Source organism: Enterobacteriaceae endosymbiont of Donacia crassipes (genome assembly GCF_012569785.1).
Lineage (GTDB): Bacteria > Pseudomonadota > Gammaproteobacteria > Enterobacterales > Enterobacteriaceae.
In genome coordinates this window covers 192712-208479 of sequence record NZ_CP046202.1, presented here as the reverse complement: position 1 = coordinate 208479, position 15768 = coordinate 192712, and the positions used below count along the sequence as shown (strand labels likewise).

The following is a 15768-nucleotide window of genomic DNA, read 5'->3' as shown; positions in this document are numbered from 1 at the left end:
ACAAAATATTTCAATGATGAACATGCTAAAGTATGTCTTAGAAGAGATTTAGGCGTAAATATAACAAGTGGTTTTTTTACATAATTAAATGCTTGTTCACATAATAAATGATATATTTGGGATGCATTAGATGGTATACAAATTTTCATATTATTTTCGGCACTTAATTGTAAAAATCTTTCTATCCGTGCTGAAGAATGTTCTGGACCTTGTCCTTCATAACCATGTGGAAGCATAATTACTAATTTACTTTGATATTTCCATTTTTTTTCTCCAGAACTTATAAATTGATCTATAATAATTTGAGCTCCATTAATAAAATCTCCAAATTGTGCTTCCCATATTGTTAATATATTATTATTATTTAAAGAATACCCATATTCAAATCCTAAAACTGCTTCTTCAGAAAGTATAGAATTATAAATATAAAATTTTCCTTGTTTTGAACTAAGATTTTTTAAAGATATATATGAAATTCCATTATTTTGATCATAAATAACAGCATGTCTATGAGAAAAAGTACCTCTTTTAACATCTTCTCCAGATAAACGACATGATATTCCTTGAGTTAAAATATTTGCATAGGCTAAATTTTCAGCGGTTCCCCAATCTATTTTTTTTTTACCTTCACCCATACTTAATCTATCTAAATAAATTTTTTTAACTCTAGAATGAATATTAAAATTTTCAGGAAAACTACTAATTTTTAAAATTAATTTCTTTAATTCATTTATTGTTAATTTTTTAAATATTTTTTTTAAAATATTTTTTTTAAATGGAATATATGTTTTAATAAAAAAATCATTTTTATCAAATAAGTCTTGATATTTTTTATATATATTTTTTTTTTCTTGAATATTTAAAATATTTTGAGTGAATAATTTTTTAAAATATAAATTTTGTATTGTTTTATGATTTTTAATATAATGATACATTAATGGTTGTGTTATATATGGATCATCTATTTCATTATGACCATGTCTTCTATATGAAACTAAATCTATAAAAATATCTTTTTTAAATAAATTTCTATATATAATTGCTAATCTTATAATTAAGATAGCATCTTCTATATTATCTGCATTTATATGAAAAATAGGACATTGAATCATTTTAGCTATATCAGTACAATAATAACTAGATCTCATATCAGCAATTTTAGAAGTAGTAAATCCGATCTGATTATTAATTATAATATGTATAGTTCCATTAATTCCATAACCTTTTGTTTGAGATAAATTTAAAATTTCTTGTATTATTCCCTGACCACTAAAAGAAGCATCTCCATGTATATTAATAGGAAGTATATTATTATTTTTAGATGAATCAATATAAGATTTAACTATACCCATAGAAACACAATTAACACTTTCTAAATGAGATGGATTAAATATTAATTGTAATTTTATTTTTCTATTATTATTAATAATAATAGAAGAATAACCTAAATGATATTTAACATCATCTATATCATTTTTTTCTAAAAACATATTTTTAAATTCATCTTTTATTTTTTTTATATTTTTACCCATTACATTAGCTAAAACATTTAATCTTCCTCTATGAGCCATACTTAAAATTATTTTTGTAATATTATTTTTTAATTTACTTGAATAACGTATAATTTCTTTAATTATGGGAATTAGGATATCACAACCTTCTAAAGAAAATCTTTTAGTACCTGGAAAATTTTTTGCTATATTAGTTTCAAAAATTTCTGCAGCAATTAATTCTTCAAAAAAAATTTTTTTTTCTTTAACTTGTAAATTATTAATCATTGATTCTATATTTTTTTGTATCCAATATTTTTCATTATTTAATAAATGAAAATATTCTATACCTATATGATTGCAATATATTTTTTTAAAAATATTATATATATCAATAATTTTTTGATTTTTAAATAAAGAATTTAATGTAATTTTTTTTTGTAAATCTTTTATATTAATATTATAATTTTTTATTTGTAAAATGTTACTTAATTGTTTTTTATTAAACGCTAAAGGGTTTATATTTGCATCATAATGTCCAAATATTCTAAAATTATTTATTAATCGATTTATTTTTTCTATAAAAAAATTTTTTTTATAAAAATTATTGTTTTCTGATTGGTTTTTTTGAAATAAAATACTACTTTTTTTTTCAAAATTTATAAAAAAATATTTCCAAGTTTTTTCTATAGAATCAGGATTTATTAAAAATTTTTGATACAATTTTTCAACATAAAAAAAATTTTCATATAAAAAATATTTATTAAAGTTATAATTATCCATTATTATCTCTTATTGTAATAAAAAAATTAAAATTTTATTTTAATGAGTAAAACTTAATTGATAATTATATTTTTAAATGAAATAATTTTCTATTAATTTTAATATTTTATTATAAATAAAATAAAAATTAGAATTTAAAAAATTAAATACAATTAAATTATGAATAATAAATAAAATAACTACCATAAAAAAAATAATAGATACTAAAAATTTTTTAAAACTAAACAATAAATTATAAGTTATAATATTAAATTAATTATAATTTATTTATTGTTTAAATTTTTTTTATAATATGCATATTAAATAAATTAATTTCATATACTAAAATTTTTAGTTTAAGTTTTATGTTTTATTTTAAAGATAAAATAAAATATTTTTGGTTAATATATTTTATAAATCAAATTTTGATTAAAGATATTTTATTATATAAAAATTATTTAGATCAATTAAATTATATTCAAAAATAGTTATTTTTATTGATGATAAATATCATAGAAATAAAATAATTTACAAAAATTAAATTTTAGTATTTTTTTATTAAATATAAATATAATAACAAAAATTGTTATTATATTTATATTTATATTATTTAGTAAATATATTTTATATTTTTATATTTTAAAAATTACTATATTTTAAAATATAATTTTTTTAATAAAAATAATAATTATAATATTTTTTTAGTAATAATTTAAAGTATATTTTTTTTTATTTATTAAATATATATAATAAAAATATTAAGATTTTTGTAATTTTTTTAATATTTAGATATTTTATATTAGTAATAAATGTTGTGACTATAACAAAAGTATTTTTTCAAAAAAAAATTTAAATTATATTTAACAAAATTTTATATTTTATTTATTAAATAATATATATAAAATATATAAATTAAAATAATATTTTTTATATAAATAAAATATTTATATTATTAATATTTTATATAAATATATTTGAATTATTTTTTATTTGATAAATTTTAAATTTTTTTAAATTTAATTTTTTATTTATAATTATTTTCTAACTATTTTAAATTAATAAATTATAAAAAATAATAAATAAAAAATAAATATACTTAATTATAAAATTATTAATTTATCATATTAAATGATTAACTTTAATATTCTATTTATTAAAAATAAATTGATAATATTTAATTATCAAAATAAAACATAATTAATAATTTATATATATATCTATATATAAAATTTATTCTTTATTTAAAATAAAGTTAAATAAAAAATATATAACAAAACATAGGTAAATAATAATTTACCTATATTAATTATAATTAATAATAAATATTAGATTTATTTAAATATATAATATATTTAAATTAAATATAAAAAAAATATGTATGTTTTTAAAAATTTTTTTTAAAAAAAAATATAAATTAATAATTTAACTTTATAACCATTTTTTTTTTTTAAAATAAAAATAAGGAGCTAAAGCTGATGCTATCATTATAATGATAGCATAAATATAACCATATTTCCATTTTAATTCTGGTAAAAAGGTAAAATTCATGCCATAATTAGATGCAACTAATGTTGGTGGTAAAAAAATTACAGATACTAGTGAAAATATTTTGATAATTCTGTTTTGTTCTATATTAATAAATCCCATTGCTGCTTGTACTAAAAAATTAACTTTTTGAAATAATGATTCATTATGTGGTAATAATGATTTAATATCTCTTGAAATTTCTTTTGCTTGTTTAATTTGATTATTAGGTAATCTAGTTTTTCTCATTAAAAAATTTACTGCTCTTTGTGTATCCATTAAACATAATCTTACTTTCCATCCAATATCTTCTAATTCAGCCAAAGTAGAAAGTGCATTGTCAAATTCTTTATTTTGATGCCCCTTCATAATAATACAACTTAAAGATTCTAAATGACTATATATATTTTCGATTTCATCGGCTAATTGCTCAATTTTAGTATCAAATATATCTAATAATAATTCATAAGGATTACCATAAGACATACAATGATTATTCATGCGTATTCTATATAAACGAAATGCAGATAATTCTTTTTCTCTTAGAGTATATAATCTATTATTTTTTATAGTAAATGCTACAGTAGTAGTACCTACATGTTTATTTTTCTTTTTATAAAAGAAAAATGAATGAATATGTAATCCTTCTTTATTTTCAAAAAATCTTGCTGATGCTTCTATGTCTTCTAATTCTGGTCTAGTAGCTAAATTTTGTTTAAGTAAATAATATATTTGTTTTCTTTCGTTATCTTTTGGTTGAATTAAATCAATCCATATTGCATCTAACAAATTTTTTAAATTATTATCTAATTTAAGATGAATTAAATATTTATTATATATTTTATATGCATTTAACATGATAACTCCTAATTAGGATAATATTATAATTAATATATAAATAAATCTATATATTTCATTAAAATAATTTAATATAAAATTTTAAATAGAAGATTGTATATAATTAGACATTATCCATTTTATTATTGTATTATCAAATTTAATTTGTAATTTTTCATTCTTTTTAAGAATTTCTATTTTTAAAATTATTCCTTGACCAAAATTTTTATGATAAACCATTTGTCCTATAAAATATTTTTTTTTTATAAAAAGATAATTTTTTTTTGGTAAAACACTAATATTTTGAATATAACTAATATTTTTTATACAATTTTGTGGTAATTCATTAATAAATCTTGATTGTATTGAATTAATTTCTTTACCATATAAAAAACGTTTTTTTGTATAAGTTAAAGTTAATTTTTTTTTAGCTCTAGTAATACCTACATATGCTAAACGTCTTTCTTCATTTATAGATTTTTCATCAAAAGAAATTTTATTTGGGAAAATACCTTCTTCCATACCAACAATAAAAACTTCAGAAAATTCTAATCCTTTAGATGCATGAATAGTCATTAATTGTATATAATTATTTTTTTTTTCATTATTTTTATTTATATTTTCATTTAATAATAAAGTCTGAGAAAGAAAATCTGTTAATAAATTAACATCTTTTATTTTCAAATTATTTAATTTTGTTTTATATTGTAATTTTTTTTTTGTAAAATATTTAGCAGCATTAATAAATTCTTTCAAATTATTTATTTTAGTATTATCTTTTTCAAATAAACAATTTTTATTATACATATCCCATAATCCAGAAAATTTTATTGTTTGTTTAATAATTTTAGATAATGATTGATGTTTTATATTATTTTTTAAAAATGTAATTAATGTAATAAATTTTTTTAATGCATAAAATGATGTTTTATTTAAAAAATTTTTATTTTTTAATAAAAAAAAACTAGATTTCCATAATGTTAAAGAATATTTATTAGCAATATATTTTATATAATTTAATGTGGTATTACCAATACCTCTTTTAGGAATATTTATTATTCTTTCAAATGAACTATCATCATTATAATTAGATATTAATCTTAAATAAGATAAAATATTTTTGATTTCTTGACGTTCAAAAAATTGTATTCCTCCATATATTTTATATGGAATAGAAAATTTTAACAAAATTTCTTCTAAAATACGAGATTGAGAATTATTTCTATAAAGAATTGCATAATTATTTAATTTAATATTTTTTTTAAGTATTTTTTGTTTTATATATTTAGCAATATATTCAGCTTCATCAAATTCATTTAGTGCATAATATATTGTAATAAGATCTCCATTATCTGCATTAGTCCATAATTTCTTTTTTAATCTATTATTATTATAAGAAATTAATTTATTTGCAACTTCTAAAATATTAGAAGTAGAACGATAATTTTGTTCTAATAGTATCATTTTTACTTTATCAAATTCTTGTAAAAAACGATTAATATTATTAATTTTAGCTCCTCTCCATCCATAAATAGATTGATCATCATCACCTACAAGAACAATTTTTGTATTATAATGTTTATTATATAATAAAGAAATAAATTTATATTGTATATCATTAGTATCTTGAAATTCATCTATTAAAATATTTTGAAATCTCTTTTGGTATATTTTTAATATTTTAGGATTATTTAAAAATAATTTATATAAATAAAATATTAATTCGTTAAAATCAATTACTTCTGTTATTTTACAAAAACTTTGATATTCATCATAAATTTTAGATAAATTAATATTATATAAGTTATTTTTATAAAAATGATTATTTAATATATTATTTTTTATATTATTTATATATTTTAAAATATTTTCTATAGAAAATATTTTATCTTTTAAAGATAATTTTTTTAAAATTCTTTTAATTATTATTTTTTGATCATAAGAATCTATAATTTGAAAGTTTTTTGTTAGTCCTACATTTAAATAATGTTTTCTTAATAAATAATAAGCGAAACTATGGAAAGTACCTATCCAAATATTGTTTTTTTGAAAATTATTTATTAATAATGATGTAATTCTAGTTTTTAATTCTTTTGCTGCTTTATTTGTAAAAGTTACTGCTAAAATAGATTTAGGAGAACAATTTTCTTTGTAAATTAACCAAGCTATTCTACGAATTAATACTAAAGTTTTACCACTACCAGCACCTGCTAAAATCAATAAATTTTTTCTATTTTCAGATACTATTTCTTTTTGTTTACTATTTAAATTTTTTAATAAATCTATATTTTTCATTTATTTAAATGCCATTATTAAAATAATATTTTTTATAAAAAATTTATTATAATATAATTTTACCATCATAAATATATTTAGCATCTCCTATCATAAATAAATTATTTTTATTTCCTTTCCAAATAATAGTTATAATTCCTCCACGCAGATTAACATATACTTTTTCTGATAAAATATTTTTTTTTATTCCTATAGCTACAGCTGCACAAGCACCTGAACCACAAGCATTAGTTTCACCTACCCCTCTTTCAAAAACTCTTAATTTAATATTATTTATATCTATATACTGCATAAAACCTACATTGATTTTTTGTGGGAAAACAATATGGTTTTCTAAAAAAGATCCTATTAATGACACAGGAGTTTTTAATACATCATTTACTTGAATTATACAATGAGGATTTCCTAAAGAAACAATATTAAAATAAATATATTTATTTTGAAAATAAATTTTATAAGTATTTTTAATACTATTAGTTATAAATGGTATGTCTTTAGGATTAAATAAAGGAATACCCATATTTACAGAAATCATTTTATTATTTATGATTTTTAAATATATTACACGATTTTTTGTACTTACACATATTTTTTTTTTACAAATTAATTTTTTTATTTTTAAATATAATGCAAGACAACGTGCTCCATTACCACATTGTTCTACTTCATTACCATCAGAATTAAAAATTCTATAATTAAAATCAATATTTTTATTAAATGATGATTCAATTAATAATAATTGATCACAACCTATACCTAAATATCTATTAGATAATTTTTTTATAATATCTTTTGTCAAAATCAGAGTATTTTTTATATTATTTATAATAATAAAATCATTACCTAATGCATGCATCTTAGTAAATTTTATTTGCATATGTTTGTATATACTATATTGTTAAAATCAAAAATAAAATTTAAAATTATATTATTAATTTTAAATTTTTTTACTTATTATTGATACTTTAGAGTTATATTTTCCTATAATAACTATATCAGCACATCTTTGAGTAAATAATCCAACAGTTACAACTCCAGGAATAGTATTTATATATTTTTCTGTTTTAATAGGATTATGTAAATTTAATTTATATACATCTAATATTAAATTACCATGTTCTGTAATTGTTTTTTTTCTTAATTTTGCTATAGCTCCTATATATGATAATTGTCTAGTAATAGAAGTTTCTGCAGAAGGTATAATTTCTATAGGAACTGGATGTAATTTACCTAAATTTTTTACATATTTAGATTGATCAATAATACAAATAAATGTATCTGAATAATTAGATATAATTTTTTCATTAGTTAATGCAGCTCCTCCTCCTTTTATCATTTGCATTTTATCATTAACTTCATCAGCACTATCAAAATATATTCCAATCTTATTTATTTTATTAATTTCATAAACATTAAAATTATATTTTTTTAATTTTCTAGTTGAATATTTAGAAGCAGATACTACACCTTTTATATTTTTTTTTTCATTATATAAAATTTCAATAAATTGAGATATTGTGGTACCTGAACCAATACCTATTATTGTATTATTTTTAATATATTTTATTGCTACTTTAGATGCAATACTTTTTAATCTATTTATCATATATATTCATGCTTTATATAAAATAAAATTTATATTATATTAAGTATAATAATTTGTAAAAAATTTATATCTAAATAATTTAATGTTTGTAAAATTACAATATGAATTTTTCATTTTTATAACAAAATACAAATTAAAAAGTTTTTATATAATTATATTAAAAAATTTTATTATGAGATTTTTTTATGAAAAAAATTAAAATAGTTTTTTATATATTTTTTTTTATGGGCAACATAATATTTACATTACAAAATGTACATGCAAAATTATTACCATTTAATTTAATAAACAAATGGAATAATCATCAATTACCAAGTTTATCTCTTATATTATCAAAAGTTACTCCTTCTGTTGTTAATATTGATGTACAGGGTAGTACTTTTGTATCACAATTTAGATTACCTCCAAAAATACAAGAATATTTAAATGAAAAATTTTCACTTTGTAAAGAGGGTTCATTATATGAAAATACTCCTATTTGTGGAAATAATGATAATATTCTTCAACAAAAGTTTCATTCTATTGGATCTGGAGTAATAATAGATTCTAAAAAAGGTTTAATTATTACTAATAATCATGTTATAGATCATGCAGATTATATTTCAGTAGAATTAAATAATGGAAAAATTTATGAAGCTAAAATTTTAGGACAAGATCCAAAAACAGATTTAGCTTTAATACAAATAAAAGATAAAACTGGTAATTTAAAAAGCGTTAAAATAGCTAATTCTGATACATTAAAGGTAGGAGATTATACTATAGCTATAGGCAATCCATATGGATTAGGAGAAAGTGTTACATCAGGAATTATATCAGGATTAGGACGTGCTGGACTTAATATTGAAAATTTTGAAAATTTTATTCAAACAGATGCTGCAATTAACAAAGGTAGTTCAGGAGGAGCTTTAGTTAATTTAAATGGAGATTTAATTGGAATAAATACAGCTATTTTAACTCCTAATGAAGGTAATATAGGTATTGGTTTTGCTATACCAAGTAATACTGTTATGAATTTAGTTAATCAATTTATTAAATTTGGAAAAATAGAAAGAGGTTTTTTAGGTATTTATGGTGTTGAACTTGATCCACAAATAGCAAAAGTTATGAAAGTACCTAATATATTTAAAGGAACTTTTGTTCGTGAAGTAATTTCATCTAAAAATAATATATTAAAACCTGGTGATATTATAATTACATTAAATAATAAAAGAATTAATAGTTATGCTTTATTGAAAGCAAAAATTAGCATATTAATGAAAAATTCTATTATTAAATTAGGAATAATAAGAAATGGAATTTTTAAAATAATAGAAATAAAATTAGATAATTTTTATTATAATAAATTTTCTAATGAAAATAAAATATATGGTATTGAAGGTGCATATTTAGAAAATATTTCTTTAGAAAAAAAATATTTTATTTTTAAAAAAACAAAAAGAATTGCAGTAAAAGTTATAAAAGTTATACCTAATTCACCTGCTGCAATAATAGGATTGAAAAAGGATGACATAATAATAAGAATTAATCAAAAAAATGTACATAATGTAAAAGATCTTAAAAAAATTTTGGGCACACAACCATCATTAATACTCTTAAATATTTTAAGAGGAAATAAAGAATTATATTTATTAAATTAAATAAATAATAAATTTAATTGAAATATATATTAAAATATAACATAATATCATAACATGGCCCTTTAGCTCAGTGGTTAGAGCAAACGACTCATAATCGTTAGGTCGTTGGTTCAAATCCAACAAGGGCCAAATTTATTAATCTAATAAAATTAAATTTTAATTTATTATCCATATCTAATATTTATATATTATTAATAATTATTTATATAAAATTTATTTTAATTAAAATGAATATTTAGATTATTTTATATTTAATATTTTTTTATTAAAAATTAGGAATTAAATATGTCAGAAAATATTTTGATACAAAATAAATTAAAAGAAATAAAAAAAAAAAATAGTTTTATTAGGGGGTTTCTTTAATTATTCAAAATATCAAAAAAAATTATTAGTAATAAAAAAAAAATTACAAAATCCAAATATTTGGAAAAATATAAATAACTTACTTTCTTTAAATAAAAAAAAATCTAATATAGAAAATATACTATTAACTTTAGATGATATTAATCAAGAAATTATTGATATTAATGAATTAACTAATTTAGCAATTAATTCTAATGATAAAAAAATGTTAAAGGAATCTATAAAAATTTTATTTCAAATACAAAAAAAAATAGATAATTTAGAATTACAAAAAATTTTTATTAAAAAAAATGATAAAAAAAATTGTTTTATAGATATCCAATCTGGATCTGGAGGTATAGAATCTCAGGATTGGGCTAAAATAATAATGAAAATGTATTTAAAATGGGCAGAAAAAAAAAAATATCAAGCAACTATAATAAATGAATCTCCAGGAGAAATCATCGGAATTAAATCATCCACAATCCATATTATTGGTAAATATGCTTTTGGATGGTTACGTACAGAAAGTGGTATTCATCGTTTAGTAAGAAAAAGTCCTTTTAATTCTTCAGGTAGAAGACATACATCTTTTGCTTCAACTTTTATATATCCTGAAATTAAGGATAACTTAAATATATCTATTAATATGGAAGATTTACGTGTCGATGTATATAAAGCATCTGGATCAGGAGGACAACATGTAAATCGTACAGAATCTGCTGTACGTATTACACATATTCCTACAGGATTAGTTACACAATGTCAAAATAATAGATCACAACATAAAAATAAAAACCAAGCTATGAAACAAATAAAATATAAAATATATGAATTACAAAATAAAATTAGAAAAAAAACAAAAGAAGAAATAGAAAAAAATAAATTTAATATTAGTTGGGGATATCAAATACGCTCTTATATATTAGATGATTCAAGAATAAAAGATATAAGGACTGGTATAGAAAGTAATAATATACAATCTGTATTAAATGGTAATTTAGATCAATTTATTCAAGCAAGTTTAAAATTAGGTTTATAAATATATAAGGTTTAATATTATGTTTGAAGTTAAAAATAAATTAAATAATATTAAAAATATTCATAATAATGAAATAAAATTTCGATATAAAAAATTAAAAATATTAAAAAAAAATAATAATATAGTTTTTCCTAATCATTTTAAAATTAATATTATGTGTAATTATTTAAATAAACTTTCAAATGAAAAAGATAATTTTTTAAATAAAAAAATATTACATGTTGCAGGACGTATAGTAAATATGCGTATTATGGGTAAAGCTTCTTTCATTAATATTCAAGATTATACAGGTAAAATACAAATTTATATATCTCAAAATAAAATATCTTATCAAGAATATAAAAAATTTTTAAAAGAATATGATATCGGAGATATTATAGGTATAATTGGTTATGTTTTTAAAACTAAAACTCAAATTTTATCAATTTTTTGTCAAAAAATTTTTTTATTAACAAAAGCAATAAAACCTTTACCTGATAAATATCATGGATTACAAAATAAAGAAATAAAATATAGAAAAAGATATTTAGATCTCATTGTTAATAAAAAAACACGTTATATTTTTAAAAAGAGACATCAAATTATAAAAAATATTCGAGATTTTATGAATAAAAATAATTTTATTGAAGTAGAAACCCCGATGATGCATAATATTCCAGGAGGAGCATTAGCTAAACCTTTTATAACATATCATAATAAATATAATATGAATATATATTTACGTATTGCTCCTGAATTATATTTAAAACGGTTAATTATTGGAGGATTTAATAAAATTTTTGAAATTAATAAAAATTTTCGTAATGAAGGAATATCAACTCAACATAATCCTGAATTTACTATGATGGAGTTATATATTGCATATTCAGATTATAAAGATTTAATGATTTTTTTTGAAAAATTATTTAAAAAAATATATAAAAAAATATTTAAAAATAATATTTTAAAATATGATAATTATATTTTTGATTTAAATAATAAATTTAATAAATTAACTATGAAAGAAGCTATTATAAAATTTTATCCTAAATTTTCTTTAGAAAATTTAGAAAATTTGAATAAATTAACAAAAATTACTAATTTACTAAATGTTAAAATAAATCTAGACTGGAGTAAAGGTAAAATTATTTCTAAAATTTTTGAAGAAAAAATTATCCATAAAATTATAGAACCAACATTTATTACAGAATACCCTATTGAAATTTCTCCATTATCAAGAAGTAATGATTTAAATCCTTTATTTACTGATAGATTTGAATTTTTTATTTGTGGAATGGAAATTGCAAATGGTTTTTCTGAACTTAATGATTCTGAAGAACAAAAAAAAAGATTTCAAAAACAAGAAAATCATAAAAATATTAGTAATAATCAATTTTATGATAAAGATTATATAGAAGCATTAGAATATGGGTTACCTCCTACAGCTGGATTAGGTGTAGGAATAGATAGACTAATTATGTTATTTACAAATACAAAAACAATAAAAGATGTTATTTTATTTCCAATGTTAAGACCTATTTAACAGGTATAAATTTTTTTCTATTTTTTCAATTAAAAATATAAAATTCTTCATTGTTAAAGAAGCTTTACCTATTAAAAAACCATTTATATATTTTTTTTTAAAAAAATTATTTATATTAAAATAATTTACTGATCCACCATATTGAAAATATATATTTTCTACTATCTCTTTATTTAAAGATGATATATATTTTCTAATAAATAAAATAACTTTTTTTACTTCATTTATATCTGCTATTTTGCCAGATCCAATAGCCCAAAGTGGTTCATAAGCTATAATAGTATTACTAAATATATTAATATTACTTATTTTAAGTATACTATTAATTTGATTAATACAAATTTTTTCTATTAATTTATTTTTTCTTTGTTCTTCAGTTTCTCCTATACATAAAATTGGAATTAAATTATATTTTTTAATTAATACAAATTTTTTTGATATAAAATTAATATCTTCATTATGATATATTCTCCTTTCTGAATGACCAATTATAACATATTTTACACCTATATCTTTTAACATATTTACTGATATTTCTCCTGTAAAAGATCCCTTTAAATGAATATCTACATTTTGTGCTGTTAAAGATATAGAAGTATTTTTTATTAAATTATTAATATAATGTAAATATACATAAGGAGGTGATATAGATAATTGACAATATTTTAAAGAATGATTTATTTTTTTTATTATTTTTATATTTTTATTTATAAAATTATAACTACCATTTAATTTCCAATTAGCAGTAACTAAAAATTTTTTCATATGATTTCCTTCTAAAATTTAAAAATACATTAATTTACCAATATTGTTCATAGGTAATATTACCTTTTTTATTTATTAAATTTTTAGAAAAATTTTTATAGTGTTCTAAAAATTTTTTAGTTTGTTTAATCATATTTGGATTACCACAAAGCATTACATGACTATTATTAGTATTTATCTCAATACCAATATTATTTTCTAATATACCATTTTTAATTAAATTAGGAATATAACCATATAAAATAGAATTATTAATTTTCACATTTCTAGTTAAAATAATTTTAATAATTAATTGATTATAATATTTTTGTTTTATTTTTTTTACCAAATTTAAATAACTAAAATTTTCTATATATCTAATAGAATGTATTAAAATTATTTTTTTAAATTTTTGAAAACATACATTATCTTGTAATATTGAAAGATAAGGACCAATACCAGTTCCTGTTGATAACATCCATAAATTTTTACAAGATTCAATATTATTTATTGTAAAACTTCCTAATGCATTTTTAGCAATCATAATTTCATCATTAATTTTTAATTTATATAAATATGGAGTTAAATTACCATTATTAATATTAGAAATATAAAACTCATAATTTTTATTTTTAGGTGAATTAATATATGAATATGCTCTTTGTATTTTTTTATCATTAATTTTTAATGCTAATTTAGTAAATTGACCAGCATAAAAATTATTAACTTTTGCTTTTAAAATAATACTAAATAAATTATTAGCCCAATATTTAATATCTTTTACTTTTCCAATACTCCATTCTGTCATTTTTTTATCCTTTTAAAGTCATAAAATGATACATTAATTTTATAAAAATTATTATAAAAAATAATAATTAATAAAATATGAAAAATAATTTTTATTAAAATTGTTAAATATAAAATATTTATTTAATAAAAATAATATACTTTGTATTTTAATATTTAAAATAAATAAATTTTATCATAAATAAATTTTACTAATAAAATTATATAATATAATATACTATATAAATAGTAAGGGGTGTAGTTTAATTGGTAGAATATTGGTCTCCAAAACCAATGGTTGGGGGTTCAAATCCCTCCACCCCTGAAAATAATATTTTTTATAAAAAAAATATTATTTAATTTTTAAAAAAACATTATAAATAAATAGTAAAATATTTTATATAAATATATATTCATATATATGAATATTTAATTCAAAAATTTATATGATTTTGATAAAAATTTTAATAACATATCAAATATAAAACAAAACCATATCGTTTAATCTTGAAATATACATGAATTAAATCATAATTAAATTGAATTATGCATATCATTTTACTAAAAAAAGAGGTGTAAAATATGAACGGAGCACAATGTATAATTCAAATATTAAAAAAACAAAATATTAAAACAGTATTTGGATATCCAGGTGGGGCAATAATGCCTCTTTATGATGCATTATATGATGGAGATATAGAACACATATTATGTAGGCATGAACAAGGAGCAGCAATAGCAGCTATCGGGTACGCAAGAGCTACTGGAAAAATAGGAGTATGTATTGCTACGTCTGGTCCTGGAGCTACTAATTTAATAACTGGTCTTGCAGATGCAATGGTAGATTCTATACCTATTATTGCAATTACTGGACAAGTATCACTTCCTTTAATTGGTACTGATGCTTTTCAAGAAATAGATATTATAGGCATGTCATTATCATGTACTAAACATAGTTTTTTAATAACTTCTTCAGTAGAATTATCTACTATTATAGATAAAGCTTTTTATATAGCATTATCTAATAGACCAGGTCCCGTATTAATAGATATACCTAAAGATATACAATTATCTAATATAGATAAAAAAGTTATGTTATCAAATAAAAAACATTTTTTCATTTCATGTCAAAAATCTTCAATTGAAAAAATTAAAAAAGCAAATGTTTTATTAAGAACATC

Annotated in this window: 11 protein-coding genes and 2 tRNA genes; 6 read left to right on the top strand and 7 right to left on the bottom strand. The window is 18.1% G+C overall.

Annotation, left to right across the window (positions count from 1 at the left end; translation table 11 throughout):
* The 5 genes from GJT95_RS00980 to rpiA all read right to left on the bottom strand — a co-directional run.
* Window positions 1-2273, bottom strand: a 2273-nt coding sequence (locus tag GJT95_RS00980) for a 2-oxoglutarate dehydrogenase E1 component (RefSeq protein WP_169785924.1), incomplete at its 3' end; no start/stop codon positions are given.
* A gap of 1407 nt (window positions 2274-3680) precedes the next feature.
* Complete coding sequence (gene corA, locus GJT95_RS00975; protein ID WP_169785923.1) at window positions 3681-4634, bottom strand: magnesium/cobalt transporter CorA; 954 nt, start codon at window positions 4632-4634, stop codon at window positions 3681-3683.
* An 81-nt stretch (window positions 4635-4715) separates the two neighbouring features.
* Window positions 4716-6908, bottom strand: coding sequence for a UvrD-helicase domain-containing protein (locus tag GJT95_RS00970; RefSeq protein ID WP_169785922.1), 2193 nt, complete (start codon window positions 6906-6908; stop codon window positions 4716-4718).
* A 46-nt stretch (window positions 6909-6954) separates the two neighbouring features.
* On the bottom strand, window positions 6955-7779 hold the full coding sequence (gene dapF / locus GJT95_RS00965; RefSeq protein WP_169786143.1) for a diaminopimelate epimerase: 825 nt from the start codon (window positions 7777-7779) through the stop codon (window positions 6955-6957).
* A 66-nt stretch (window positions 7780-7845) separates the two neighbouring features.
* Window positions 7846-8514: a ribose-5-phosphate isomerase RpiA gene (gene rpiA, locus GJT95_RS00960; RefSeq protein ID WP_169785921.1), complete on the bottom strand. Its 669-nt coding sequence runs from the start codon at window positions 8512-8514 to the stop codon at window positions 7846-7848.
* A gap of 224 nt (window positions 8515-8738) precedes the next feature.
* On the opposite strand from rpiA, the gene GJT95_RS00955 reads away from it, so the two are divergent.
* The 4 genes from GJT95_RS00955 to lysS all read left to right on the top strand — a co-directional run bounded on the left by GJT95_RS00955 (window position 8739) and on the right by lysS (window position 13057).
* Window positions 8739-10151 (top strand): Do family serine endopeptidase, encoded by a 1413-nt coding sequence (locus GJT95_RS00955; RefSeq protein WP_169785920.1) that lies wholly within the window; start codon window positions 8739-8741, stop codon window positions 10149-10151.
* A 56-nt stretch (window positions 10152-10207) separates the two neighbouring features.
* A tRNA-Ile gene (locus GJT95_RS00950) sits at window positions 10208-10280 on the top strand.
* A 156-nt stretch (window positions 10281-10436) separates the two neighbouring features.
* Window positions 10437-11535 (top strand): peptide chain release factor 2 gene (gene prfB, locus GJT95_RS00945; RefSeq protein WP_246225734.1). Its coding sequence is split into 2 segments (ribosomal slippage): window positions 10437-10511 and window positions 10513-11535, totalling 1098 coding nucleotides; the frame shifts between segments, so codons are not numbered across the junction.
* A 19-nt stretch (window positions 11536-11554) separates the two neighbouring features.
* On the top strand, window positions 11555-13057 hold the full coding sequence (lysS, locus tag GJT95_RS00940; RefSeq protein ID WP_169785919.1) for a lysine--tRNA ligase: 1503 nt from the start codon (window positions 11555-11557) through the stop codon (window positions 13055-13057).
* Here lysS and tpiA read toward each other — a convergent pair.
* Window positions 13043-13822, bottom strand: a complete 780-nt coding sequence (tpiA, locus tag GJT95_RS00935; RefSeq protein WP_169785918.1) for a triose-phosphate isomerase — start codon at window positions 13820-13822, stop codon at window positions 13043-13045. The two genes, lysS and tpiA, sit on opposite strands and share 15 nt — an antisense overlap.
* 34 nt (window positions 13823-13856) lie before the next feature.
* Window positions 13857-14609, bottom strand: a complete 753-nt coding sequence (locus GJT95_RS00930; protein ID WP_169785917.1) for an FAD-binding oxidoreductase — start codon at window positions 14607-14609, stop codon at window positions 13857-13859.
* Window positions 14610-14839: 230 nt separating this feature from the next.
* On the opposite strand from GJT95_RS00930, the gene GJT95_RS00925 reads away from it, so the two are divergent.
* Together GJT95_RS00925 and GJT95_RS00920 are read left to right on the top strand one after the other, a co-directional pair.
* A tRNA-Trp gene (locus GJT95_RS00925) sits at window positions 14840-14912 on the top strand.
* Window positions 14913-15169: 257 nt separating this feature from the next.
* Window positions 15170-15768: thiamine pyrophosphate-binding protein (locus GJT95_RS00920; protein WP_246225741.1), on the top strand; the 599-nt coding region annotated here is incomplete at its 3' end.